The 24,799-nt window shown below is 66.9% G+C and carries 20 protein-coding genes and 1 tRNA gene; all 21 read right to left on the reverse strand.

The features are described from left to right. Nucleotides 1-3: 3 nt before the first annotated feature. Nucleotides 4-1,146: a phospho-N-acetylmuramoyl-pentapeptide-transferase gene (gene mraY / locus HKW67_RS07190; protein WP_171224733.1), complete on the reverse strand. Its 1,143-nt coding sequence runs from the start codon at nt 1,144-1,146 to the stop codon at nt 4-6. After that, nucleotides 1,146-2,555: a UDP-N-acetylmuramoyl-tripeptide--D-alanyl-D-alanine ligase gene (locus HKW67_RS07195; protein ID WP_171224734.1), complete on the reverse strand. Its 1,410-nt coding sequence runs from the start codon at nt 2,553-2,555 to the stop codon at nt 1,146-1,148. Before HKW67_RS07195 ends, mraY begins: the two co-directional genes overlap by 1 nt. Next, nucleotides 2,552-4,102, reverse strand: coding sequence for a UDP-N-acetylmuramoyl-L-alanyl-D-glutamate--2,6-diaminopimelate ligase (locus HKW67_RS07200; RefSeq protein ID WP_206044636.1), 1,551 nt, complete (start codon nt 4,100-4,102; stop codon nt 2,552-2,554). The genes HKW67_RS07195 and HKW67_RS07200 overlap by 4 nt, the downstream gene beginning before the upstream one ends. Continuing rightward, the gene (locus HKW67_RS07205) at nt 4,099-6,264 is read right to left on the reverse strand and encodes a penicillin-binding transpeptidase domain-containing protein (protein ID WP_171224735.1); all 2,166 of its coding nucleotides are present in this window, start codon (nt 6,262-6,264) and stop codon (nt 4,099-4,101) included. Before HKW67_RS07205 ends, HKW67_RS07200 begins: the two co-directional genes overlap by 4 nt. A 7-nt stretch (nt 6,265-6,271) precedes the next feature. Beyond that, nucleotides 6,272-6,646 carry a hypothetical protein gene (locus tag HKW67_RS07210; RefSeq protein WP_171224736.1) on the reverse strand — a complete coding sequence of 125 codons (375 nt, stop codon included), beginning with the start codon at nt 6,644-6,646 and terminating at the stop codon, nt 6,272-6,274. Further along, complete coding sequence (gene rsmH / locus HKW67_RS07215) at nt 6,646-7,596, reverse strand: 16S rRNA (cytosine(1402)-N(4))-methyltransferase RsmH (RefSeq protein WP_171224737.1); 951 nt, start codon at nt 7,594-7,596, stop codon at nt 6,646-6,648. Before rsmH ends, HKW67_RS07210 begins: the two co-directional genes overlap by 1 nt. Nucleotides 7,597-7,802: 206 nt before the next feature. Further along, the gene (locus tag HKW67_RS07220; RefSeq protein ID WP_171224738.1) at nt 7,803-9,506 is read right to left on the reverse strand and encodes a tetratricopeptide repeat protein; all 1,704 of its coding nucleotides are present in this window, start codon (nt 9,504-9,506) and stop codon (nt 7,803-7,805) included. A 225-nt stretch (nt 9,507-9,731) separates the two neighbouring features. Beyond that, a tRNA-Val gene (locus tag HKW67_RS07225) sits at nt 9,732-9,805 on the reverse strand. 136 nt (nt 9,806-9,941) lie between these two features. Beyond that, nucleotides 9,942-10,112 carry a hypothetical protein gene (locus HKW67_RS07230; RefSeq protein WP_171224739.1) on the reverse strand — a complete coding sequence of 57 codons (171 nt, stop codon included), beginning with the start codon at nt 10,110-10,112 and terminating at the stop codon, nt 9,942-9,944. 60 nt (nt 10,113-10,172) lie between these two features. Continuing rightward, nucleotides 10,173-11,186, reverse strand: a complete 1,014-nt coding sequence (locus HKW67_RS07235; RefSeq protein WP_171224740.1) for a peptidase MA family metallohydrolase — start codon at nt 11,184-11,186, stop codon at nt 10,173-10,175. Nucleotides 11,187-11,218: 32 nt separating this feature from the next. Further along, nucleotides 11,219-12,058, reverse strand: a complete 840-nt coding sequence (locus HKW67_RS07240) for a tetratricopeptide repeat protein (protein ID WP_171224741.1) — start codon at nt 12,056-12,058, stop codon at nt 11,219-11,221. 20 nt (nt 12,059-12,078) lie between these two features. Next, the gene (locus tag HKW67_RS07245; protein ID WP_171224742.1) at nt 12,079-12,528 is read right to left on the reverse strand and encodes a chemotaxis protein CheW; all 450 of its coding nucleotides are present in this window, start codon (nt 12,526-12,528) and stop codon (nt 12,079-12,081) included. 7 nt (nt 12,529-12,535) lie between these two features. After that, nucleotides 12,536-13,699 (reverse strand): chemotaxis-specific protein-glutamate methyltransferase CheB, encoded by a 1,164-nt coding sequence (gene cheB / locus HKW67_RS07250; protein WP_171224743.1) that lies wholly within the window; start codon nt 13,697-13,699, stop codon nt 12,536-12,538. After that, nucleotides 13,686-14,165: a chemotaxis protein CheD gene (locus HKW67_RS07255; RefSeq protein ID WP_171224744.1), complete on the reverse strand. Its 480-nt coding sequence runs from the start codon at nt 14,163-14,165 to the stop codon at nt 13,686-13,688. The genes cheB and HKW67_RS07255 overlap by 14 nt, the downstream gene beginning before the upstream one ends. A 34-nt stretch (nt 14,166-14,199) precedes the next feature. Then, complete coding sequence (locus HKW67_RS07260) at nt 14,200-15,879, reverse strand: DUF4388 domain-containing protein (RefSeq protein ID WP_171224745.1); 1,680 nt, start codon at nt 15,877-15,879, stop codon at nt 14,200-14,202. Next, nucleotides 15,879-17,612 carry a DnaA/Hda family protein gene (locus HKW67_RS07265; protein WP_171224746.1) on the reverse strand — a complete coding sequence of 578 codons (1,734 nt, stop codon included), beginning with the start codon at nt 17,610-17,612 and terminating at the stop codon, nt 15,879-15,881. The genes HKW67_RS07260 and HKW67_RS07265 overlap by 1 nt, the downstream gene beginning before the upstream one ends. A 7-nt stretch (nt 17,613-17,619) precedes the next feature. After that, nucleotides 17,620-18,330: a GTP-binding protein gene (locus HKW67_RS07270; protein ID WP_171224747.1), complete on the reverse strand. Its 711-nt coding sequence runs from the start codon at nt 18,328-18,330 to the stop codon at nt 17,620-17,622. 74 nt (nt 18,331-18,404) lie between these two features. Continuing rightward, entirely contained in the window at nt 18,405-19,487 is a 1,083-nt protein-coding gene (locus HKW67_RS07275) for a DUF4388 domain-containing protein (RefSeq protein ID WP_171224748.1), read from the reverse strand. Between the two features lie 7 nt (nt 19,488-19,494). After that, nucleotides 19,495-22,188 (reverse strand): tetratricopeptide repeat protein, encoded by a 2,694-nt coding sequence (locus HKW67_RS07280; protein WP_171224749.1) that lies wholly within the window; start codon nt 22,186-22,188, stop codon nt 19,495-19,497. Nucleotides 22,189-22,208: 20 nt separating this feature from the next. After that, nucleotides 22,209-22,829, reverse strand: coding sequence for a chemotaxis protein CheC (locus HKW67_RS07285; RefSeq protein ID WP_171224750.1), 621 nt, complete (start codon nt 22,827-22,829; stop codon nt 22,209-22,211). A gap of 38 nt (nt 22,830-22,867) precedes the next feature. After that, nucleotides 22,868-24,790, reverse strand: a complete 1,923-nt coding sequence (locus HKW67_RS07290) for a chemotaxis protein CheA (RefSeq protein WP_171224751.1) — start codon at nt 24,788-24,790, stop codon at nt 22,868-22,870. Nucleotides 24,791-24,799: the final 9 nt, after the last annotated feature.

Here is a 24,799-nt window from a genome sequence, read left to right on the forward strand (position 1 = left end):
CCGTCAACGCAATTTGAGCGTGCTGAGCGCGAGGATCGCGCACAAGATACCGATGATCCAGAACCGAATGACGACCTGCGTCTCCGGCCAGCCCGACAGTTCGAAATGATGGTGCAGCGGGGCGCGTTTGAACACGCGATGCTGCTGCGCGTACTCCAACCCGAATCGCTTCTTCCGGTACTTGAAGACGGTGCGCTGCAGGATGACCGATACGGTCTCCGCCACGAAGACCGCGCCCACGATCAGTAGCAGGAACTCACTCTTCAGCAGAATTGCGATCGAACCCAGTGCGCCACCAAGCGCCAACGAGCCCGTGTCGCCCATGAACACCTGCGCCGGATGCGCGTTGTACCAGAGGAATCCGATGCAGGCACCGACCACCGACGCGCAGAACACGGTGAGCTCGCCGGCGCCGCGCATGTAGAAGATCTGCAGATACGCGCTGGTGTCCACGCGACCGGCCACATACGCGAACAGGCCGAGCGTGAGCACCGCGATCGCCATGAGTCCGGCGGCGAGTCCGTCGAGGCCGTCGGTGAGATTCACCGCGTTGCTGAAGCCGGTGAGAATGAACGTGACCCAGGGGATGTACATCCACGCGGCCCACGCGACCGCCGGTACGACCAGGATGTACTTGAAGAACGGCAGGGTGGTGCTGGCACCCGGCAACGTGGAAATCGGGAAGAGCAGCAGAATGAGTCCGAGCCCGAGTCCGCACGTGACCTGCCCGGCGAGCTTGTACCGCTCGACGAGGCCTTCGTTCTTCTTCCCTTCCCGCTTCTGCCTGAGCTTGAGGTAGTCGTCGAGAAAACCGATCATCCCCATCCACGCCGTGACGGCCATGGCCAGCAAGACGTAGCGATTGCTGAGGCGCGCCCAGAGCAGTACGGGCACGAACGTCGCCGCCAGAATGATGAGGCCGCCCATGGTCGGCGTGGTGCCCTTGCCCGCATGCGAGTCGGGTGTGCCCTCTCGGACCACCTGATGCACCGCCATGGCCCGGAGCCGGCGAATGATGACGGGACCGAACACGAACGTGAGCAGCAGCGCCGACACGAACGCGGCGGCCGATCGAAACGTGATGTAATTGAGCAGATTGAACACGCGGACATCGTGCGCAAACGGCTGGAGCAGATAGTAGAGCACTAGGCAGTCGCCCAGGAGGAAAGCGTGGGAACCAGCCGCTCGAGGCGCATCCCGCGGGAGCCCTTGAGCAGCACGATGGCATTGCGTTCGAGTCGCGGCGCGATCAGCGACCACAGCGCGTCGAAGTCCGGCGTAGCGAGCACACGAGGATCAGCTGGCGCGAGGTCATGAAACGCCGCCGCGAAGTCACCGACGCCGACGATCAGATCGGCCCCAGACGCCAGCGCCGCACGCGCCACCTCACGATGCTGTTGCGCCGACTGGGCGCCCAGCTCACGCATGGTCCCAAGAATCGCGACCCGCTGTTGTCCGGAACCTACGCGACCGAGCAGATCGAGCGCAGCGCGCATCGACGCGGGATTGGCGTTGTAGGCGTCGTTGATAAGGACGAGTTCGCCGAGCTGCTCCCACGCGCCGCGCATGCTGGGCACCGGCATCTCGGCCATCCCTGCTGCCGCGTCGACCAACGGGACACCGCACGCTCCGGCCGCGGCGATTGCCAGCATCGCGTTGGCCGCCTGATGCGCGCCACGCAGCGGTAGCGTGAAATGCACGCCCTCCACGTCGAGCCACGGACGCCCCTCGTCGTCGAGCCCCCACGCCGTGGGCGTGATCGACGCGTGCTCGAGGCCCGCCGACAGCACCGCCGTAGCGCGCGACTTGGCGATATCTGCCACTTCAGGGTGCGCCGACGGCACGATGGCGAGCGTCACGCGATGAAAGATCTCACTCTCTTCGCGCAGCACGCCGGCCAGATCGCCAAGCCCTTCGAGATGCTCTTCGCCAATCGACGTGAGCACCGCGATGTCGGGCTCGGTGATGGCGCGCAGCGTGGCGACTTCCCCCGGCGTGTTGGTACCCACTTCAACGATCGCGACTTCCGCATTGGAGGGAATCGCCAGCAGCGTGAGCGGCACGCCGATGAGATTGTTGAGATTGCCCTTGGTGGCGTGCACCACCAGCGTGCGCGAGAACGCCGCCTTGAGCAGCTCCTTCGTACTGGTCTTGCCGTTCGACCCAGCCACGGCGATCACACTGCGCCCCCAGGCGCGGCGCCAGGCGGTGGCGAGCTGTCCAAGCGCCACCAAGGTGTCCGACACCACGTACGTCGGTACGCCTAACCCGGCGGCCTTGCGGGCATCGCTCACGACGAACGCCGCCGCACCGGCATCACGCGCCGTCGACAGGAAATCGTGTGCATCGAAGCGCTCACCTTTGAGCGCCACGAAGACATCGCCGCGCGAGATCGCCCGTGTGTCGGTGGACACCCCGGCCAATGGACGGGGGATCCGCGGACCCGTACCGAGCGCATCGGCCACGCGCTCGAAGGTCCAGTACGGATGCGCGTGATCAGGCGCGACGGCGGCGATCGCGCTGAACGCGGTACCGGCGGTGGAGAAGGCGGTCACGCAGAATGGGGCGGACTGTTGGGAAGGACTGGCGGCGTCCCGGCCGTGAGCTCGGCCATGAGTTCGGTCACGATCTCTCGCTCATCGAACGGATACGACGTGGTGCCGCGAATCTGATACGTCTCGTGTCCCTTGCCGGCCAGCACGACGACATCGTGTGCGGTGGCCGCGCGCAGGGCATGCGCAATCGCGTCGCGCCGATCGACGATCCGCACATGATCACGCCGCGTCATACCGGCTTCGATATCGTCGAGAATGCGATCAGGATCTTCCGTTCGCGGATTGTCGCTGGTCACGATAGCGATGTCGGCGAGGTCTTCGGCAATGCGTCCCATCTCGGGGCGTTTGCCGCGGTCGCGGTCACCACCGCAGCCGAAGAGGACGATCAATCGGCTCGCCGACCCGTCGCTCTGCCGGGTGAAGGGACGCACCGCCCGCAGCGCGCGATCGAGCGCATCCGGCGTATGCGCGTAGTCACGCAGCACGGTCGGCGACGTGTGCAAGCGTTCGAGTCGTCCCGGTACCTGGGGCGCGAGGGACAGGCGTTGCGCCACGTCGGCAATCGGCATGCCCAATGCCAACGCCACGGCCGCCGCGCCCAGCGCGTTGGCGATGTTGAAGTCACCGATGAGGGGCAACGACACCGACTGCGCACCGTGGGGCGACACGAGCAGAAAGCGGCTACCGTCACTGGTGAATGTGACGTCGCGCGCCGAAATGTCGGCGCCGGATTCGGTGCCGAAGGTCCTCGACGTGGGCGCATTGGTAACGCCGCGCCAGGAGGGATCATCGGCATTGAACAAGGCCACACCATCGCGCGCGAGCAGTCCCACCAGCCGCAGCTTGGCGGCACGATATTCCTCCATCGTGCCGTGATAATCGAGATGATCGCGCGTGAGATTGGTAAACACAGCCGCGGCGAACGAGAGCCCGTCGACCCGTCGCTGATCGAGCGAGTGCGACGACACTTCCATCGTGACCGTGCGCACGCCGCGATCCACCAGTTCGCGCAACAGTCGCTGCAACTCCACGGGGCCTGGCGTGGTGAGCCCGCTGCCGCCGGGCATCGTGACGCCCTCGCTGCCGAGCAGCACGCCGAGAGTGCCGATGGAGGCTGCGGGACGTTCCGGTGAATCCAGCAAGTGTCGCAGCACACCCACGGTGGTCGTCTTGCCATTCGTGCCGGTGACGCCAACCAGCGTGAGTTCGCGCGCGGGCCAGCCGTGGAATGCGGCGGCGGCCACCGCGGCCGCGCGGCGCCCATCGCGCACGACGATGGCCGGAATCTCCGCCGCCGCGGCCGCTGCCGCGTCCTCGACGAGGGCAAGCGCCGCACCACTCGCTTTGGCCGCGCCAAGCCAGGCATGACCATCCTGCGCGGCACCCTTCACCGCGAGAAACGCCGATCCTGGCGTCACGCGGCGACTGTCATCAGTCACATCGACAACGACGGGCGGCAGTTCAGTAGCGGACGACACCAGCAAGCCGGCATCGCGCAGCGCGTCAAGCAACACGCTGACGTCAACGACGCGAGCGGTACTCGTCACTTGGCAGACTCCATGCGCGGCATCTCCAGTTGCACCGTGCTGCCCACGCGCAGCATGGTGCCAGCGGCGGGACGCGTGCGCACATCGGAGCCACGCGCGATGCTCACCTGAAACCCGGCCGCGTACAAGGTGCGCGTGGCCTGACGCACGTCGAGTCCGAAGACGGATGGCACCGGCCGGATCTCGCGCGGCTCGTCGTCGTTTCTCGCGGCCACCTTCTGCGCCGTGATGGGGAGCGCGACCACCACGCGCGCGGCGGCCGGAGCCGGCTCGGCCTTCGGTGGTGGCGGTGCCAACAGCGAGTCACGGCGCGCCGAATCGCGCGCAGCGAGGGCAAGCGCCTTCTCCGACTTGGGCTTCGCCACGGGTACCGGCATGGCCTTCGCGACTTCCGCCAACGCGTTACGATCCAGCGCCGAGTTCCGGGTCGCGAGCGCGGCCTGCAGGATGCCGTTCACAAGACTGCCCGACACGATGCCGCCGTAGTACGTGCCCTTCGGATCGATAATGCGCGCGACGAGCACGTACTGCGGTGCCTGCGCCGGAAACATGCCGGCGAAGGTCGCATTGTACTTCCCCTCGAGGTAGCGACCGTTCTCGCTACGCCGCGCCGTGCCCGATTTGCCGGCCACATCATAGGTGGCCAACTCGGCCGACGTCCCGGTGCCGCTATCGACGACCGAGGCCAACATGCCGCGCATCTCCCGGGCCGTCTTGGCGGTCAGCACGCGCCGCACCACGCGACGTTCGTGTTTGTAGATCGTGGCCCCCTGCGCGTCGTGCACTTCCTTCACCAGCGCCGGCTGCAACAGCTCGCCGCCATTGGCGATGGCGGCGTAGGCCAGCGCGATCTGCAGCGGTGTGGCCAAGACTTCGTAGCCGATCGACACGGCGGTCTGCGTGCTGCCACTCCAGCGCGCCGGCAACGGCAAGGAGCCCTTCGACTCGGCGGGATACGGCACACCCGTGAGAGAACCGAATCCGAAGTCGCGCATGGCCTCGAACTCTTCGCGCGGAGTAAGGCGCAGCGCCAGTTTTGCGGTACCGATATTACTGGAGAAGCGAATGACGTCGCGCACCGGCATCTGTGCAGCTTTATGTTCGTCAGTCAGCGCCCGCTTACGGCCGGGCAGCATCGCACTCCCGTTCTCCGTGTCGATGATCTCGTTCGGCGTCGCTTTTCCCATATCGAACAGCCTCGACACGAGAAACGGCTTCATCACGGACCCCGGTTCGTACGCCAACGCCATGGGTGTACTGGTACTCGCCGGCCTCCCGTCGCGCACTCCTGCGAGCGCGAGAATGGCACCGTCGCGCGGGTCGAGAATGACGACGTCACCGCCCGTGCCGCCCGTGCGTTGCAACGCCATGCGCAGCTCGCTCTCGGCAATCTCCTGCAACGCCTGATTCACCGTCAGCGTGACCGTGTGTCCGGGCAGGGCGTCGACGTTCGACAGCTCCGGCGATTCCACGTAGCCGGCCTTGGGATCCTTCACGAGCGCGCGACTGCCGTCTTGCCCGCGCAGGAGCAGATCGAGTTCGAGCTCGATGCCACCCACCGGTGCATCGTCGGCATCGACCGCGCCGAGCACGCCACGCAGGTTGTCGCTGGCCGAGTTGATCCGACGGCGGACGCGCTCCACGTGCACGCCGGGTAGTCCGACGAGGCGTTCCACGTCTGACGGCAGGTACAGCTTCGGAAGCGACACCCACTTCTGGTTCGTATCCAGCGCCTTGCGTATCTGCGCTTCGGGAACCGACAGCGCGCGCAAACCACTCCGCAGCACGGCCCGCGTTTTCAGGAGCGGATCGCCACGCTTTGCGTTCTTGCGACGCACGTCGCGGATTTCACGCGGCGCGATGTTGAGCTTCACCTGCTCACGCGATTCCACCAACACCGCTCCGGTGGCGTCGGTGATGGCGCCGCGCAGCGGCTTCACCGTTTGTTGATCGACGTGCTGCCGGTCGGCTACGCGCAGCCACGTATCGTGTTCCACGATCTGCAACTGAACGGCACGCGCCAAGATGGCGACGGCGAACAGCACCAGACTGGCGTGCACGATCATCGTACGCGCACGGCTGACCGTGGCCGGCGCGCCGGGATGGTCGGGCACGAGCCGGGGCTCGTCGGCCGCCTCGGTACGAATCGGTCCGAACATCATCGGCGCGTCATGAGCGTGACGCGGAATCGCTGGCGACGGTATCCGGCCGCTCCGGATCGGCGAGCATCGAATCAGAAAGCATCCGTGTCTGCGCGTCGGTGGCCACGTGCAGTCCGAGCCGACGTTCCGCCTCCGAGATGACGCGACTGCGGGCCATGGCGCTGCGGATATCACGGTCGAGCGTGGTCTTCTCAGAGAGCAGCGCCCGCTGCCGATTGGAGAGCCGACTCATTTCCCGCACTGTCGACGCGCCCACACCGCGCCGCCACACGACAATCGATGCCACCACCAAAAAAACGCCCAGCCCGATCGCGATCCAGGCGCGGCCCTTGAGCGGTCCGCGCGGGGATCGGCGAGTGCGCTTGGTGGAGGTGGTCGCCATCAGAGTGCGAGCTTCCAGGCGCGCAGGCGCGCGCTGCGGGCGCGCGGATTTCCTTCCACTTCTTCCTCGGTGGCGTTGATCGGGCGACGCGTCAGCGTTTCGCCGAGCGGCACGCCACGACAGGTGCAGATCATCTGCCGCGGTGGGCAGATGCAGGCCGTACTCCAGTCGCGGAAGGCATTCTTGACGAGGCGATCTTCGCCGGAGTGATAGCTGATGATCGCGAGCACGCCGCCGGGTGTCAGGCGGTCGCGCAGCATCGGCAGCGCGTGCTCGAGCCCCGACAATTCGTCGTTCACGGCGATACGGATTGCCTGAAAGATGCGTGCAAAGTCGGGCGCCCCGCTGCGCGGTCCAAGCACGGCGCGGATGGCATCCACCAGATCGTCGGCGGTCGCGAACGGGCGGCGCTCACGCCGTCGCACGATCTCACGTGCCATGCGGGCCGCGCGTGGTTCGTCGGCGTAGGCGCGCAGGAGCGCGGACAGATCCACCTCGTCGATGGTGTTCAGGAGCTCACCGGCATCCGTCTCGGCGTCGGTGCCCATACGCATGTCGAGCGGTGCCCCTTCGCGGAACGTAAAGCCGCGCGCGAGATCGTCGAATTGATGCGACGACACGCCGAGGTCGAGCAGAATGCCGTCGAAGCGCTCGTCGACCGACAGCCCGCCGGTGTCGAGCGCGGCATAGTTGGTGAGCAAGGCCCGGAACTGACCGGAGCCTTCAAAATCGGCCAGTCGCTCGCGCGCGGCCGCGAGCGCCCGCGGATCGCGATCGACGCCGGTGACACGCATACCGCGTTCGAGAAGGGCGGCGGTGTGCCCACCACCGCCCAAAGTGCAATCGAGGACGGTCGAGGCGCCGGCAAGCAGCGCTTCGATCTCGGCCAGCAGCACCGGGACGTGGTAGGCGCCAACGCGCCCGGATGGGAGAGTACGGACCGGGCTCACGCGCTTATTGGAGGCATGTTAGGGCGCGTCATGTTAGTGAGGTGCTGAGTGCACCGTCAAGCGACGCTGACGCGTTCAGAAATGTGCATTACCCGTACTTGCGCACGGATGTGATGGCTGGTGTTTTGTCCCGTTCGTGCGCGGGGAGAAAACGAACGGGCCCACCGTCGGAGCGACGGCGGGCCCGGGGTCCTGCAACGGCGGTGCTACTTACAAAATGCCTTGATCATCTGGTCGGCTGACGGATCGAGCTGCATGACGAAGCCCATGTACTGGCGCATCGCGTCGGGGGCAAAGGTACCACCCTTTGGCAGATTGATCTGCGCATCAACGAACAGGTTCTTCGCTTCCTTGGCCAGCGCGCAGCTCTTCTGCTCACTGGCGGCCGTCAGCTTGAGCTGACCGTACACGACACCGGCGGCACCGAGCAGGAACTGCGCCTGCGCCTTGACCGGTCCCTTGGACACGGAATCGGCGAAGGTGAGCGTCGAGATCATCGCGTCGAAGTCGGCCGGCAGCTTGCTAGCCTGCGCCTTCTTGAACTGATCGTTGCCGATCTGCACGAGCATCTGTCGAACGAGCGTGCTCGTATCACCGGCTGCGATCACGGCGCGAGCCGCCGGCACGACTTCTTCCGTACGGTTCAGATCCTTGAGCAGCGTGAGGCGCAGGAAGGCCCCGTTTTCCACGGCGACCTTGGCGGCCGTGGCCTTGTCCAACGCTTCGAGCGCCTGCTGGTTCTGGCCGGCCTTCTGGAGCGCCACGATCTGCGTGAACGTGAGTCCCGGCTCGCCGGGGAACTTGGCGAGACCCTTGGCGGCCATCTCCGCCGCCTTCTGGAACTGGCTGTCGGCCGCCATGGCCGCAGCCGAAAGCGAGAAGTAGGCGGTGTCGGCGAACGACGTGTCCAGCTTCACCAGCTCGTCACCCTGGGTAAACGCTTCCTTGTAGTCCTTCGTGGCCAGGAGGATGCGCCAGCGAAGACGCAACAGATCCGGGTCGCCCGGGTTCAGCATCACGGCCGTGTCGATAACCGGCTTGGCGAGGCGCGGATTAGCGACACTCGCGAGCTCTTCAACGACGTCCTTCTGCAGGCGCGGGTTCTTCGGGTCGGTCGAGAGCAGACGCGTGAGCGCCACCACGGCCGAGTCCTGCTGACCGAGCGCACGATACGACGAGGCGAGAATCGCGAGGCCTGGGCGGCTCTTCGGATCGATCGCGACGATTTCCTTGGCGATTGCGAGCTGCTCAGCGGCCGGCGCCTTCTGCGTGATCATCACATTCGCCATGCAGATGCGGGCGAGCGTGGCGCGCGGGTACAGCACGATGCCTTCCTTGGCCGCCGCGATCGCTGCGTCATACTTCTGATCGCGCGCCGAGTTGATGCACTTCTTTTCGGCGTCGAGCTGCTTGCGCGCTTCCTTGAGTTCCTTGGAGATCGCACCGGCGGCATCACCGACCGACTTCACGTCGTACGACCCGATCGGCTGTACCAGCGAGTTGTCGCGGGCGAGCACGAGATTGGCGTCGACCTTCACGCCGGTCGCCGTCTTGGTGACCGTGCCGGTGACGTACTCATCGGCACGAAGCAGCGTCGCGAGCGCACGCTGATCGTGCGCCTCGAGCGATTCGGTTATCGGAAATCCCGACGCTTCAAGCGTGGCATTGATGTCCGTCTTAGGCAGGACATACACCTGCTTGAACGGGAACTCGCTGTTCATGCGTGAGCGCACCGCGTCGGCGGCCTGCACTCCCAAGCCCTTCTCACCAGCCTTGAACACCGCCACCAGAACGCGCGTGGCGTTCGGGTCGGGGACGCGATTGTACTGAGCGGACGCAATCGACGGCACCGCGAGGGTACCAACGAGGGCGAGACCGATTCCGGCGAGCGCCTGGAAATGCCGTGACATCAATGTCGTAACCTCCGCACCGTGAGCCGTGGAGCCGGCGTAACGCCGGCATACTACAACCCGAGTGGCCGTGCGCGAGCCAGGCGGGTCTGGGGGGGAACAGCAGAACATGAAGAACAAGAACAAGCCTTGCAAGCATTCGGCCGAGGCCGACGCCCGTTTGGTACGCACATCACGTTCAGGGCGAGTCGCGCAACACTGAACGGTCGAGACGAGTGCAACGAGTGGGCGAAGAGGGACTCGAACCCCCGACATCCTGCGTGTAAGGCAGGCGCTCTAACCAACTGAGCTATTCGCCCGGTGTACATCAGCCCCACGTCGCCCGTTGAAAAACTACAACGAATACAGGGTGCAGTTCCCGCTTGAGGCACAACTTAACCGGATTGTCACGTTCGGCCGGGCAACGGTCCCACGCTTGGCCGTTGGTCGTTCCGCTTATCCCTTCAGAATCGCCAGCGGTACCAGAACCACGTAACCGAGCACGAGCAGGAGCGGGGCGATGGTCTCACCGCCACGGGCGAGGTCCACGTAGCCGACCACCAACGAGAGTGCGGCGGCGCCCCAGTACAGCAGGGCGCGGGAGCGGGGCTTGTCGATCGAAGTCATGGCGCAGGATACCGACAGACCAAGTGGCACGGCAAGGGCGGGTTCGGACCGGCCGCGCTTTTAGGATACCCCGGACACTCCCGTTGGTCCGGCCGCTCGTCCCACCGCATCATCGAGATCGGAGCCCGGTTCCAATGCGGGTTCGACTCCCGCGTCGAGCAGCGCCTGCAGCGCTGACGCTCGCGCCGCCTGCTCCTGGGCAAGATCCTGCGCCCGCATCGCCTCGAGCTTCCGGCGGTCACGACGGCGTTTGCTGACATACAGTGGGAGCAGAATCAGCCCAAAAAGCCCGAACACCGCGGAGACGTTGGTCACCAGCGAGAGCGCCCCATAACGGCTCCGCGTTCGCGTCTTCCAGTGCTTCTCGAACTGCTCACCCGTCATCCCGTAGGCCTGGCGAATGCCCTTCTCCATCGAGCCGGTCGATTTCCAGTAGCTGAAAAAATTGGCGAGTCCGTTCACCGGATCGAGCGCCTGCAGCTCGCTCACCACGCGATAGGCCATGGCGTAGCTCCAAGTCGCTTCGGAGGCGCCGGCGAAAAAGCCCTCCTCCAGCCGATCGAGCGAGGGCAACGTGCGCCACACCATCGTCAGCGACGTTTCAAAGGCTTCGTCGCGGGTCCACTCGCCGGCCGCCACACTGGCGTAGCCCTCGTCGAACCATCGGGGCGGCAGCCGGCCCATGCGCTCGTGCAGCGCGAGGTGGGCCAACTCATGGCGGAGCACCACGACCGGATCGCCAGCATCGCTTCCCGCCCGCCCGCCCTGCATCACCAATCGCTGTTCGTCGGGAATTGCGATGGCGGCGCCCCATTCCGGCGCATGCGGACCCACCCACTGCCGGAACCGCGCGGCATTCGGGGCCACCGCGATCAGCACGTGCGAGGTGGGGCGCGGCAGCCCCGGAAAACTATCGTTCGCCTGCGCGGACGTGAGCAGCGTGCGGGCGAGCCGGGCATCACGTGCCTCGGCGACCACGGTAAAGCGTCCCGCATCGAGACGCACACCGGGAGCATTCGGGGTCTGCGCCGACAACGCACGACCGCTCGCGAGCGCGAACGTGAGCGCACTCACGCCGGCGAACAGGATCGCGGCGAGGGTCGATCCTAGTCGGCGCGCGGTGGCGCTCCGCCCTGCTCTACCAGCCCCAGCAGCTCCGCGCAGCGTTTCCCCCATGGGTTGAACTTGTTGGCCTCCGCTCCTGAACGCCACGACGCGATGGCGTCATCGCGCCGTCCGGAGAACCAGTGAACGCGTCCCAGTTCATACCAGCTCTGCAGCAGGTTGGGTCCGAGCTCGAGCGCCTTTCGGAAGAACGCTTCCGCATCGTCGTACATCTCGCGTTCGCGATACACCATGCCCAGATAGAGATGCGCGTACAGCGTCGCCTTCCGGTCGAGATCGAGCCGGATCACGCGCGAGAGATGCTCGATCGCCTCACCGTACCGTCCCTGGCGCAGGCAGACGTAGCCCACGTTCGTGTGCGCGAGCGCGTGCTCGGGTTCGCGCAGGAGGACCTGCTGGAACGTGGTGCGGGCGGCATCGTACTGCTGTTGCATCATCTGCGCCCATCCCAGCAGTGTCTCGGCGTCATTGCTGCCGGGTGCCAGCTCGAGCGCGCGTCGCAGCGCCACCTCGGCGCCCGCCGGGTCGCCCAGTGACAGCTTCGACCAACCTTTCTCCACGAACGTCGACGCACCCAGATGGTCGACGCGACCCGAGCCCGCGACGGTCGCCGCGCGGCCATCGAGCTGCTTCCAGTGTTCGACCAGTTCCTTCACGCTCGCCTTGAACGCCAGCGCGGCCGTGGCGGCCGCATCGGCATCACGGAAGAGCGAGATGATTTCCTGTTTCACGCGCTCACGCTCATCCGGCGCGGGCTTGGCGACCAGCGTCTCGTGGATGGCATCGAAGCGCGCCTGCAGGTCGGAGCCGGTTAACGACATGGCGCGATCATATCAGAGAGTCAGCGGAGAAGGCGAACAAGATCGAGCACCAGAACAGTACTGCCACCTCGCGTGAAGGTGGCAATGGCGCCGACGCGATGCGCGTCGGGATGCCCCGCCGGCAAAGGCAGCACCTCACTCGCATCCACGCTGACGACATCGTGCACCGCGTCGACCGGGAGCGCCCACCAGGTGTCGTTCACGTGCGCCACGAGTACGCGACGCAGCCCGACCGCACCGCCGCCGAGGGCAAGGCCGAGCGGTGAGGCGAGATCGGCGTAGGGCAACTCGCGTCCCTCGAAGGAGACGCCGGGCGTGTCGGTAGAAGGACGCAGCACGCGGTCGATGAGCTCGACCGGTCCGGCGAGTCGATGCGCTCCGATCGAAAAACAGACGAACGTCGCCCGCTCCACCGTGCTGACGGCGCGGCGGCGGACGGCGAACAGCGCGGTCGACTTGAACGTGCTCATCGCTCGCTCACGCAATTTTCTCCACGGTGTCGGTCGCGACGCCATGCGCCGCCACGAGCCCTTCGATCGCGTGCGACATGTCGGCCAGCGTCACGACGTGGTCGGCGCCCGCCACGCGAAGCGCTGAATCGGGCATGCCGGGGATGACGCAGGACAAACGCTCCTGCACCACCGCAAGCCCGCCAGCTTGCCGGATCGCCAGCAGACCGTCGGCACCGTCGCGCCCCATTCCCGTCAGCACGACCCCGAGACAGGCCGCACCGTAGCAGCTCGCCGCCGACGTGAAGAGCCGGTCGGCGGCCGGCCGTACCCCCCATTCCGTGGGCTCCTGATCGAGCAGCGCCAACGGCGCGACTGTCGTGCCTCCCACGCGCAGATGAAAGCCACCGGGCGCCACGTACACGTGGCCGGCATGGAGGGGCTCGCCGTGCATCGCTTCGTGGACCGCCAGCCGCGAGATGCCGTGCAGTCGGCTGGCAAAGCTCGCGGTGAACCCAGCCGGCATGTGCTGCACAATGAGCACGGCGGCCCGCTCAAATCGCGGCAACAGCGGAATGATCTGGCTGAGGGCGGCCGGACCGCCGGTGGAGGCGGCGATGCAGACGAGACACGACGGGGCCTGGCCATGCGTCGACCGCGACGTGCCGCGCGCCGGTGAGCGCAACCCGCGATCGTGCGCCGAGCCACGCATCGCGAAATCAGGCGACACCAGCGTGGGCGACGGAAGCGGAATACCGAGCTGTGTGACCGCCGCCGCCGCGCGAAGCGCCTCGAGGAGCTGATCACGCACGAGTTCGAGATCGAGACTGATTGCGCCCGACGGTTTCCGCACAAACTCCACCGCCCCGCGATCGAGCGCGCGCAGGGTGGCATCCGCGCCGCCATCACTGCCGCCCGCGCTCAGCATCACCACGGGCCGTGGCCACTCCCGCATGATCCGATCGAGACACGCCAATCCGTCGAGATTGGGCATGTCCACGTCGAGCGTGACCAGATCGGGGTCGAGCAGCGGCATCTGACGCAGCGCGTCCAATCCGTCGCGCGCGGTACCGACTACCTCGAACTCGCCGCTGGACGCCACGATGTCGCTGACGAGCCGACGCATGAACGCACTGTCGTCGACGACGAGAACGCGGCGGCGTGCGCTACCCAGCGCGCTAGAGGACGACATCGTCGCCTCGCACAGAGCGCACGTGGACCCGTCCTGTGGACACGTCGAAGGACACCGAGCGACCGAAATCTCCCCCGACGGCTTCCCCCACGATCGGAATGTCGTGCGCCGCGCAGGCCGCACGGGCGGCCTGCACATTGCGGGCACCGAGACTGATGGCGCCCGGCGCCAGCAAGGCGGGGAACATGCTCGCCCCGCCAACCAATCGCGCTTCGATCTCGTGCCTGGCACCGAGTGCTTGCATACGCGAGAGCATCGCCGGAACCGCCGTAGACGCGGCCTTGCCCGCACTCGGCGTATCGGCGGTGAGGGCATGATGCGGCAACAGCACGTGCGCGAGGGCGCCGACGCGAGTCGCTCGATCGTGCAACGCGATCGCGACGCAGGATCCGAGTCCGATGGTCACGAGCGTGATATCCCCGGCGCCGGCGGTGAGATCGGCGATGCCAACGGTGTGCTGAGTCATTGCCGCGTCACGCCGGTGCGATGTCCACCCGTCGTCATACGGATCCGCCCACCAGCGCGTCGTCGCTGCTGGCTACGGGCGCTGACTCCACTGGCGTCGTCGAGCGCCGCATCGCGTCGAGATTCGCGCGAACAATTTGATTGTCCGGGTCGAGGGCGAGGGCCTGCTCCCACGACCGCTGTGCCTCGTTCAACGCACCGCGCCGATAGTGCACATTGCCGAGCTTGAGATAGACATCGGCACCGTGCGACGGCATCAGCCGCACCACCCGCACGAACGACTCAAAGGCCTCGTCATATCGCTGCGCACGATACAGATAGTCGCCGAGGTTCTTGTGCAGATGGGCGCAATTCGCGTCCTCGAGCAACGCGTGCTCGATGGTACGCGCCGCCAGCTCGTAGCTCCCGCGCCGTTCCTGTACGACGGCAAGATTGTTGTGCAGCGCGGCCGCGTGCGGATGTAGCGCAATGCCTTCTTCCAGCACGGCCGCCGCGCGTGCGCTATCTCCACCGAGTGCCGCCGCGAGGCCGGCCACATGAAACCAGGCGGCCGACGGCTGACGGGCCCCCCAGGCACTGCGTGCATCAGCGAGTGCAGACTCGGTTGCCACCAGGTCGCCCACACGCAAGGCGATCGTCGCCCTCGAGAGTGCGATCCGGGGGTCGGGCACCACGACACGCCGGGTGGCCTCTTCGAGGTAATCCGCCGCGGCCACCAGATCCCCGCGCTGCTCGCACACGAAGGCGAGGTTGTGCAGTACCGCCGCCGGAGCATCCGGCTCCTGCGATGCGCGCAGGAACGTGGCGTAGGCGCCCGCCCAGTCGCGCCGACGCAGCTGCACGAGCCCGAGATGGAAGCGCGACACTCCATCAGCTTCCCGCAACTCGAGCACCCGGCGGAACTCGCGCTGCGCCTCATCGAGCATCCCGGTGCGATAGAACGCGATACCGAGATTGCGATGCTCGGCCACACGGCTCTCCGGCGGCGGCTGACGTCGCGCGGCACTCCTGCCGACACGCTGCGCGTAGCCGGCCGTGAGCAGCCCGAACACCGCCTTGCCGACCTCGAACTCACCAAGCCCCGAGCGCTCGATCACGGTGTTGAGATCCTGCGTTCCGTCGAGAAACGGCAGGATTCTCTCTTGGGTCGCGCTGAGCGGCACTTCGCGCTGCGCGAGGCGCGGACCATCGAGCTCGAAGATCAGGTCGAGGCTCGGCACCTTCTTCGCGATCTGCGTCCACTCGTCCACGCGACGCGCGCCTTCCAACAGCAGCGAATCGGCACTGACCGAGACCAGCGCCGCGTCGGGCGAATCATCGGCCTCGGGCTCGAAGGTGAACGAGCCGAGTGTCCAGCTGAACAGGTGGTAGACCGCCTCTTCGACCTGCGTGCGATACTCGCCGACCAGCACCTCACGTTCGATGATCGCCTGCTCCAGCAGGGCGTGCGCCAGCTCCCGATCGTCCTGCGGCGCGCTCGCGGCCGTGACACGTGCGAGATCATCGGGCGTGATCGCGCCCATCCGCACGAGACGATCGCCGAGACGGTCGCGGCGATTCACCAGCTCGGCATGCACGATGCGACCGGCGGCGAAATGCACGGTGCCGAAGCTGCCCTCGCGCGCAATGCTGAGACAGCCCGTCTTCTGACCGAGCGCCAGCAGCTGCAGCACGTCGGCCAGCGACGCTTCACTGAGATTTCCGCGGATGGCCACTATCGGTACTCCTCGATCACGCGTCCGCCGAGGTCCGGCCAGTTCCACATGGTCTTCTCCCGATCCTCGAAGAAGCGATCGAGTTCACCGGGCGCGCGCTCCACCAACTGCTCCACGCGGTGCCGCTCACGCGACTGCAGGGCGACCACGAGGCCGCCCTCGAATCGTGAACGTAGTCGGTCCGCGAGCTCCGGGAGTTCGCGCGGCGCGTACGTGCTGGTGAGCGCGATCTGCGCTCCGCGTTCGTAGAGATGATTGAACAGGTGGAAGAGTTCTTCCTGCGTGCGCTCCTTCCCCGCCAGCACTTCGACGTCATCGAGGATGAACAGATCGGCGGCGCGGAATCGCAGGCGCCAGCGCTCCATACCGCCTTCCTGCATGGCGGCGATCAGCTCATCGACGAATGCGCTGGCCGAGAGGCAGGCCACGGCGGCACGCGGGCGCATGGCGTTGCCAAGGGCATGCGCCAGATGGGATTTGCCGCTGCCAGCCGGTCCGCAGATGAAGAGCGGATTGTAGCGTGTCCCCGGGTTCTCGATCACCGAGTCGATAGCCTTGACGGCCAGCTGATTGGCGCTGCTGACGTCGATGCGCTCGCGCGTGAAGACCGGCGACGGCGCGGGCAGCGGCAATGTGCTCGCCATCGCGCGCTCGACCAGCTGTTGCGCCAGTGGAATCGAAGCGACATCGCGGAACGCTGCGTGTCCGCGCAGCGCCGGATCGAGACTGCTGGCCTGCGCTTCGAGATTGCGAAGATGCTCGATCGCCGACGTGAACGTGGCGAGCAGGCCGTCCACGTCGGGCGCCTTCGGCAGTTGCATCGCGCGCTCGAGAACGGCCACGCTGTAGCCATGGCTCTTCCAGCGCGAGATCGCTTCTCCGAGCGCCACGCGCCACGGCTCCACCCGCGTCTCGACTTCCTGCAGCACGTCGGCGAGAAAACCCTCGTAGTCGGTACCGTCGGGAATGATCGCTTCGATCCGCGGCGGGTGCGACGACGGCGTGGGCATCGATGCGCGCTCGCCCAGCACGGCGCGCACATCGGGTGGCGCGACCGGCGTTCCCTCGAGCTGCTGAAACGCCGAGAGCTTGTTCAGGGCGCCCTTGAGCTCACGCACGTTACCGAAGGCCAGTCGGGCCACTTCGTTCAGCACGCCATCGGCGAACTCCACACCACGCGTGCCGGCCACGTTGCGCAGGATCGCCAGACGCATCTCGTAGTCGGGCGCACCCACATCGACGACGAGCCCGCCGATGAGCCGCGACAGCAGGCGTTGATCGACATCGGGTATCTCGGACGGCTGACGATCGCTGGTGAGCACCAGCTGACGACCCGAGCCCTGCATGATGTTGAACAGGCGCAGCAGTTCGGACTGCGTTTCGCGCTGTCCGGTGAGGAATTGCACGTCGTCGAGAATGAGCAACTCGACCTGCTGATAGTGCTCGATGAACAGCTGTCCCTGGCCGCTCGCGATCACGCGCTGCAGATGCTCGGCCACGTCCTCGCCCGACGTGAACTCCACACGCAGATCGGGCTTGCCCGCACGCGCCTGATGGGCGATCGCCGCCACCAGATGCGTCTTGCCAAGTCCCGAGCCGCCGTAGACGAACAGTGGGTTGTAGGTGCTGCCCGGTGCCTCGGCCACGGCGCGCGCGGCCGACACCGCGAGGCGGTTCGACGAGCCGACCACGAACGTGTCGAAGCGATAGTTCCCGTCGAGCGGGCCGCTCATGCGCTCCTCATGCGTCGCTTCCCGCGACGCCGGTGAGCACATCGGTGGTCACGTGCCCGGTGTGCAGCGACGGCGTAAAGGCCGGCGTGCGGAGGGCGAGCGCCGCCCGATGGGCTGTTTCCGTGCCCTCGTCCGCGCCGAGCCGCTTGAGCACGCGCATGCCGAGCGAACGCAGGGTGTCGAACACGCCCGGGCCGTGGAGCGCATCGCCGGCGAACTCAGGGACGGCGCGGAAGTTCAGCGCGACCGACAGTTCCGCGACGCTGGCGGCCAGCGACGCGGGCAAGTCCTGCTTGTTGTACTGCATCACGATGGGCAGATCACGCGCATCGACGCCGTGTTCCGCGAGATTCGCGTGCATGTCCTGCAGGCTTTCGAGATTGTCGTCCCACCGATGGCGCTGACTGTCGGCGACGAACGCGATGCCGTCGGCGCCTTGTAGCACGAGCTGGCGAATCGCGCGGTAGTACGGCTGACCCGGCACGGTATACAGCTGAAAGCGGACGCGATAGGCGCCCACGGTGCCAAGATCGACGGGGAGATAGTCGAAAAAGAGCGTGCGGTCGCGACGGGTGGCCAGCGACGTGAGCTCGCCGACCTGCGTGCCCGGCAACGCCGAGTGCAGGTAGGTGAGATTCGTCGTCTTGCCAGACCGTCCGGGCCCGTAGTAGACCAACTTGCAGGTGATCAGCCGTGTGGCATGATCGACAATGGGCATGCGCCCGCTCCTCTCCTCGCCGCCGGTGTCGCCGCGCCCGACGGGCACGAGGTCACCGGATGTCTCCTACGCCGTTACGGATGCAGCAGCGCGTGCAACCGGGCTGTCAGCGCGATCGCTTCGCGCACGCGATCTGCGTCAGCGAACGGCTCGGGCACCCGAAGGGCAGCGTGCCAGTGCGTCATCGCATCAGCGAAGTCACCGCGCCGGGCCGCTTCGTCACCGAGCCGGCACAACGAGATGGCTTCGGCGCGCGGTGCGATTCCGGCCGTCTCCCCTCGCGGCAAGGACGGCTCAGCCGCCTGCGAGGCAACCGGTGGCGACGCCAACCACGGTGTGCGTCGACGGGGGAATCCTTCGGGGGAGATGACCCCCAGTTCGACAGGATCGAAGAGCGAATCTTCGTCGTGCGACAGTAACGCGTCGTCGGGTGTGGCTGAGGAGTGCCGCGTGTGCACCGCCGTGGGGATCCAGAGATCGCCAGCGATCTCCCGACCCTCGGGAGCGGGAATCGCTGCCATCGCGGGTGGCGTGGGATTCCGCCGGGGTGCCACCGGTCCATCGCGCAGCGCCAATAGTCCTGCCCCGATCAGACCGTGGACCTGCTCCGCCACGTCCAACAGGTTACGCCCGAGCGAGTCGGCGAGCATCAGCAGATCGCGCTGCCCGTCGACACGGGTCAAGATCTCCCACTGCGCCGGAGCCAGACGGAGGAGTGGCAATTGTTGGGGCTCGACGTCCACGAAGGCCGGAACGACCCGTGAATGTGGCACGCGATCTTCGATCCGCGACCAGACCTCGGCCCGCTGAGCGGCCTCCATCAGCAACGGTTCGATAGCCAGACGGATGGCGGCGCCCGCGGGGGCGTGCTCGTCGGCTGGCGCAAAGCGAAAGGCGCCGTCACGCCACAACAGAAGGTCGAGCATGACCGCCTCCACCTCGCGCGCCTCGTGGGCGGTGCGCGCGTGGAGCGCGCCTGAGGTATCGTGCGCGTTCCAGACGCCGGCATTGACTACACTGCCATGCTGGAACTGCACGGCGGCGTTCCGACCTTGCAGCGCCGCTTCCAGGTACAGAACACCCGACTTGCGGCTCAGGGCGAGCAGTTGCAAGACCTCGGCGAGGCCGAGGTCGCGAAGTCGGCCGTCCAGACTCATGGCGCGCTCATGCGACGCGCGCCGGATCGCTGGGCGCACCGCTGCCATACACGGCGTGTGACACGGCATGTCGCGCGCGCTCCACGAAGCCATCCACCTCGGTACACTGCGCCAGGCGAGCCCAGCGCGCGAGCGCATCGCGCGTCCGCGACTGCTGCGCGAGGAGCACGCCGTCGAACCAGCGTGCGCCCGTGTTGTCCGGGTCATGCCGAAGCACGCGGTCCACCACGATGCGCGCGTCGCCGGCACGTTCCTCTCCGACGAGCACCTCGATCAGCAGCTGGAGCGCCTCGACGTCCGTCGGCCAGCGCTTGAGCACGTCCACGAGAATCCAGCGAGCGTCGGCATGTCGCCGTGCATCGCGGTGTACGCGGGCAAGTTCGAGCACGGCGTCACGCCAGTTCGGCACCGCCGATAGCGCGGCGACCAGCTCGAGCCGCGCGGCCAACAGATCGCCGCGTTCACGCAGCATCCGCGCGATCGCCACGCGGGCCGTGGGCCGCGCCGGATCATGCGCCAGCGCACGCCGATAGAAACCCAGCGCCAGCGCCTCGTCGTGCATCTTCATCGCCGCATCGCCGGCAAAGTGCAAGAGCGCGGCACTGGTCACGTCCTGTCGCAACAAGCGCAGCATGGCGGTGCGCGCCAACTCCGCGCTGGCCGGATCGCGTGCCGCGTCCGATGCCGCGGCGAACGCGAACAGCGCGAGGACTTCCGGATGATGCGGCCACAAGGCGCCGGCCCGCTTCAGCTGCGGCAACGCCTCAACGCCGCGCCCTAGCAGGCAGAGCGATCGCGCCTCTCCCAACGTGGCGCGCTGCCACACGAGTTGCGCCGTGGGCTCCATCTCGGCCACCGATGCCATGTCGACCAGCACGCGCGCTCGGGTATACCGCTCGAGGGCTTCACCGTGCACGGCACGAGACGCGAAGGCATCGGCGTCGTCGCAGGTGCGGGCGGCGTCCGCTACGGCCATTGCCACGGCCCTCGCGCCGGCATCGAGACCGCTTTGGGCGGTATCGCTCGCGACGGTTGCCGCGGGCGCCTGCTCCGGCAAGAGCGCCGCCAGATCATCCGTAGGCAGCACAATGCCGCGCAACGGCGATCCGCCCTGTACGGCCAGCAACTCGAGCGCGCCGACGGCATCCGGGCACTCACGCTGCAAATCGATCGCCACCGACAGGCGCGACTCCCGGCGTATCGGCGAATACCTCAGCGCCTGCTGTGTTTCCCGCGCGGCGCCATCGCTGTCGCCGAGTCGCTCGAGCACGCGCGCGAGTCCGAACCGCGCCTCGGCATGTGAAGGTCGGCATTCGATCGCGGTCAAGAAGGCATCGCGCGCTTCCTCGATGCGGTCCAGCGCCTGCAACACGGTCCCCATCCCCTTCCACGATTCCGCATCGCGTGGATGGAACGCCACGAGCTCACGCAGTAACGTGAGCGCCGCCAGTGGATCGCGCTGCGCTGCCAACCAACGCGACAGATTCAGGCGGGCTACGATCAGCGTGGGATCGAGCTCGGATGCACGTACGAACGACTCGCGCGCCGCGCTGTGATCACCGAGATCGTCGAGCGCCACCCCGAGGTTGTTGTACGCCAGCGCATGGCGCGGATCGATGCGCAGCGCCCGACGATAGCTGTCAGCGGCTCCTTCCACGTCGCCCGACTGATGCATCGCGACGCCATGCTCGTTCCACCAGCGCGGCTGCTCTTGCAGCGCCAGCAACGATTCGTACCGCGCGCGAGCATCATCGAATCGACCAGCGATCAGGTCGAGCTCACCCAGCGCATGCTCCGCCATGCGCGCATCTTCGCCGCCGGCCAGCGACCGTTCGAACTCTCGTCGCGCCTCTTCGAAGTAGCCACGCTGCCGGAAGGCGAGTCCGAGACCATAGCGGGCGAGCGCGCCTTCGGGCTCCACACTCATCATACCGCTCGCCGTCGATGGATCGATCGCGATCGGCGTGCCGGCGAGGCCGCCCGATTCGAGCGACAAATCGATCTGCGCCGTCGAGAGTGTCGGATTCAGTTGCGCGGCGATGCGCGCGGAGGCGATGGCCGCATCGTGACGTCCCATGTCGCCGAGCACGAAACCGCGCAGCAAATGCGCATCGGCGCTGTCGGCGTGCCGGGCCAGCAGCAGGTCGAGACACTCGAGCGCCTGCTCGTTCTGTCCGCGCTGATAGAGCACTTCGGCCAGATGCAGCCGCGCGTCGGTATCAGTGTCGCTCAGGTTCACGGCGCGTTCGAACCAGCGCTGCGCGCGACGGAGATCGCCGGCCCGCTGCTCGATCAGTCCACGCTCGAACAGCGCCGCGGCGTCGTCGGGATCTTCGGCAATCAGCGTCTCGAGCTGCCGAATGGCCGTGTCGTTCCGGCCGATCAGCCGCGATAGTCGCGCACGTTCCAGCGCCGCCGCGCGATCGTCGGGATCGGCCGCGACGCGTGCATCGAGTGCGGCCATCCGGGCATCACAGGCGCCCGGCGTCGCCGCGGCGATCTCGAGATTACGCGCCGCGGTGCGCATGCGCGGATCGATCGCCAGGGCGCGCAGGAAGGCATCGACCGCCTCCGCGTGCAGCCCACGCGAGTGATACAGCACGCCGAGGTTGTTGAACGCACCCGGATCGTGCTGATCGACGCGCTCGATCAGCGTGCGGAGCAGCTCCACGTCGCGACCAGCCGACATGACGGACGTCATGAGCGGAACGCTCCGGTTATTCAGGCGAGCCGCAGCGCGCGGAGCATCACCTGCAACGAGGCGGGATCGGGGAGCAGCAGGAAGAATCCACGAAGGGTCTGCTGCATCTCCATGAGCTGGAACTCGCTTTCGACGCAGAGGATCGCATCGGGATCGGGGGCGAACTCACCGATCGCACTGGTCAGCACGGCCGTCGACATGTCGATCACCAGACTCGGCGGCGACGGCAACAGGAGCATCCCCAGAAAATCACTGAGTGCGTTCATGTACGCGCCGCTCAGGATATTTCCCGCTTCCTTGATCGCCGACGTCTCGAGTTCACTGAACGCGGTCGACGAGCCGACCGGCCGTCGCAGCATCAGCTCGGCCAGTCGCATCACCGTCGGCTTCGGGAAGACCAGCATCGTGCGGCCGCTGAGATCGCCGAGCATGTGCATGAGCACCGCCGCCACCGGTTCTTCCTCCGGCGTGAACTGCGACGGGAGCTCCTCCATGCTCGCGACCGTGATGTTCGGCACCTTGATCATGATCGTGCTGCCGGTCATCTGCGACAACGCCGTCGCGGCGTGACCCGCGCCGATGTTGGCCGTTTCACGCAGTGCATCCAGCTGGATGGTCTTGAGAGACCGGATCGCCGACATGGTCAATTCACCTTCGGTCACGAGTCGCGTTCACGTGGTCATGCCACACTACTCACATCGACGATGAGCGCAGGGCTCCCGTCACCGAGCACCGTAGCGCCGCTGAACCACGGTCTCGCCCCGCGGACGGTATCCAGCGGCTTCACCACGATGTCCTGCTGGGCCAGCAAGGCGTCCACCAACAGCGCCGTTCTCCGTCCTGCCACCTCGACAATCGCCACATGACGCACGCCGTCCGGATTGGCGGCCGCCGGTGCGAGCGGGTCGTCCTCGAAGCGCTGCTGGAGCGCCACCAGCGGCACGATCTCGTCCCGCACGGTGATGGTGAGCGCGCCCGTGCGACGGGAGGCGCCGTTGAATTCCAGCACTTCCATGACGTGCGCGGCCGGGATGGCATAGGTGTCACCGCCGACCTGCACCAGCAGCGCCCGCATGATGGCCAGCGTGAGGGGCAGACGCATCGTGAACACGGTCCCTTCACCGGTGATCGTTTCGAGATCGATCTGGCCGCCGAGGGCGCGCACGCGGGTGTTCACGACGTCGACACCCACACCGCGTCCAGAGATCGAGGTCACCGACTTCGCCGTCGAAAAGCCTGGATGCGCCACCAACTGCAGGAGCGCATCATCGGCCAGCGTGGAGACCTTCACGTCCACCAAACCCTGCTCGTGCGCGCGCCGCAGCACCACGTCGCGATCGATCCCGCGCCCGTCATCCTGCACCTGGATCACCACGGCCGCGCGATCGCGCGCCGCGCGCAGAATCAACTCGCCGCTGGCCGGCTTGCCCGCCGCGCGACGGGTTTCGGCGTCCTCAAACCCGTGATCGAGCGCGTTGCGCAATAGGTGCATGATAGGGTCGCCGATCGCATCGAGCAGCGACCGATCGAGTTCGATTTCCCGTCCTTCCATCGTGAAGTGCACGTCCTTGCCGAGATCGCGCGCGATGTCGCGCACCAGACGCGGGAAGCGATCGAACACCTGCGCCACCGGCAGCATGCGCGCCTGAAGTACCTCATCCTGCAGCGTGGCCACCAGTCGTGCGGCATCGGCGGCGGCGCGCACGACCGCGCGATCGGGATGTTCCGACTGCTCGATCGCGCGAAGCAGGCGGTCACGCGTGATCACGAGTTCGCCGACGAGGTCGAGCAGCGTATCGAGTCGGCGCGCGTCGAGGCGTACGGTGCGCGGTGCGTCGCTCACACGCGCGGTCCCCTGCACTGGCGTAGGCGTGGCCAGCTTCACCGACACCCGCGCCACATCTCCGGCACTCTGCGCCGCGGCGCTGATCTCGTCGTCGGTCGCGGACGACTGCAGGGTAAGTCGGAAGGCGCCATCGAACAGATCGTCCTGCCACCGCTCCTGCGGCGGCTCGGTGCCGCGCACGGTGCCCAATGCGGACAGCTTGGCCAGCACGATCATGGCCCGCACGCCCTTGAGCGGACAATCGGCGGTGAGGCGCACATCGACCCGACGCGTCGTGCCGAACGCGCCGCTCGGGGCGGCCGCCTCGGTGAGCGCCTCGGTTGGCGCCTCGGCGACTAACGGCGTTGGAACGGGAGCAACGACGGGTACGACGCCGAGTCGCTGCACGAACGCGCGCATGGCCGATGTGGGCTCGGTACGTCCGCTCGGCACCGCGTCGACCGCAGCGCGCAGCAGATCGGTGCCGTCGAAGAGCAGCGCCAGCACGTCGCCACTCCACTCTTCCGCGCCACTTCGCAGGGGCTCGCAGCGACTTTCGAGCGCATGCGACAACTGTTCGACCGCGACATACCCCATCGCGGCGGCCATGCCCTTGATCGTATGCACACCGCGAAAGACGGTCGCGATGTGCGCGCCCGCGGCCACGGCGTCTACCGTGTTGCGATCGCGTTCGAGCGCGAGCAAGGCATCATCGACTTCCGTGAGATGCTCGCGCGATTCACTCAGGAAGAGCGCGGCGTACCGGGCGGCGTCCATCAGCGATCT

The organism is Gemmatimonas groenlandica (genome assembly GCF_013004105.1).
In the GTDB taxonomy this organism is placed as follows: Bacteria; Gemmatimonadota; Gemmatimonadetes; order Gemmatimonadales; family Gemmatimonadaceae; genus Gemmatimonas; species Gemmatimonas groenlandica.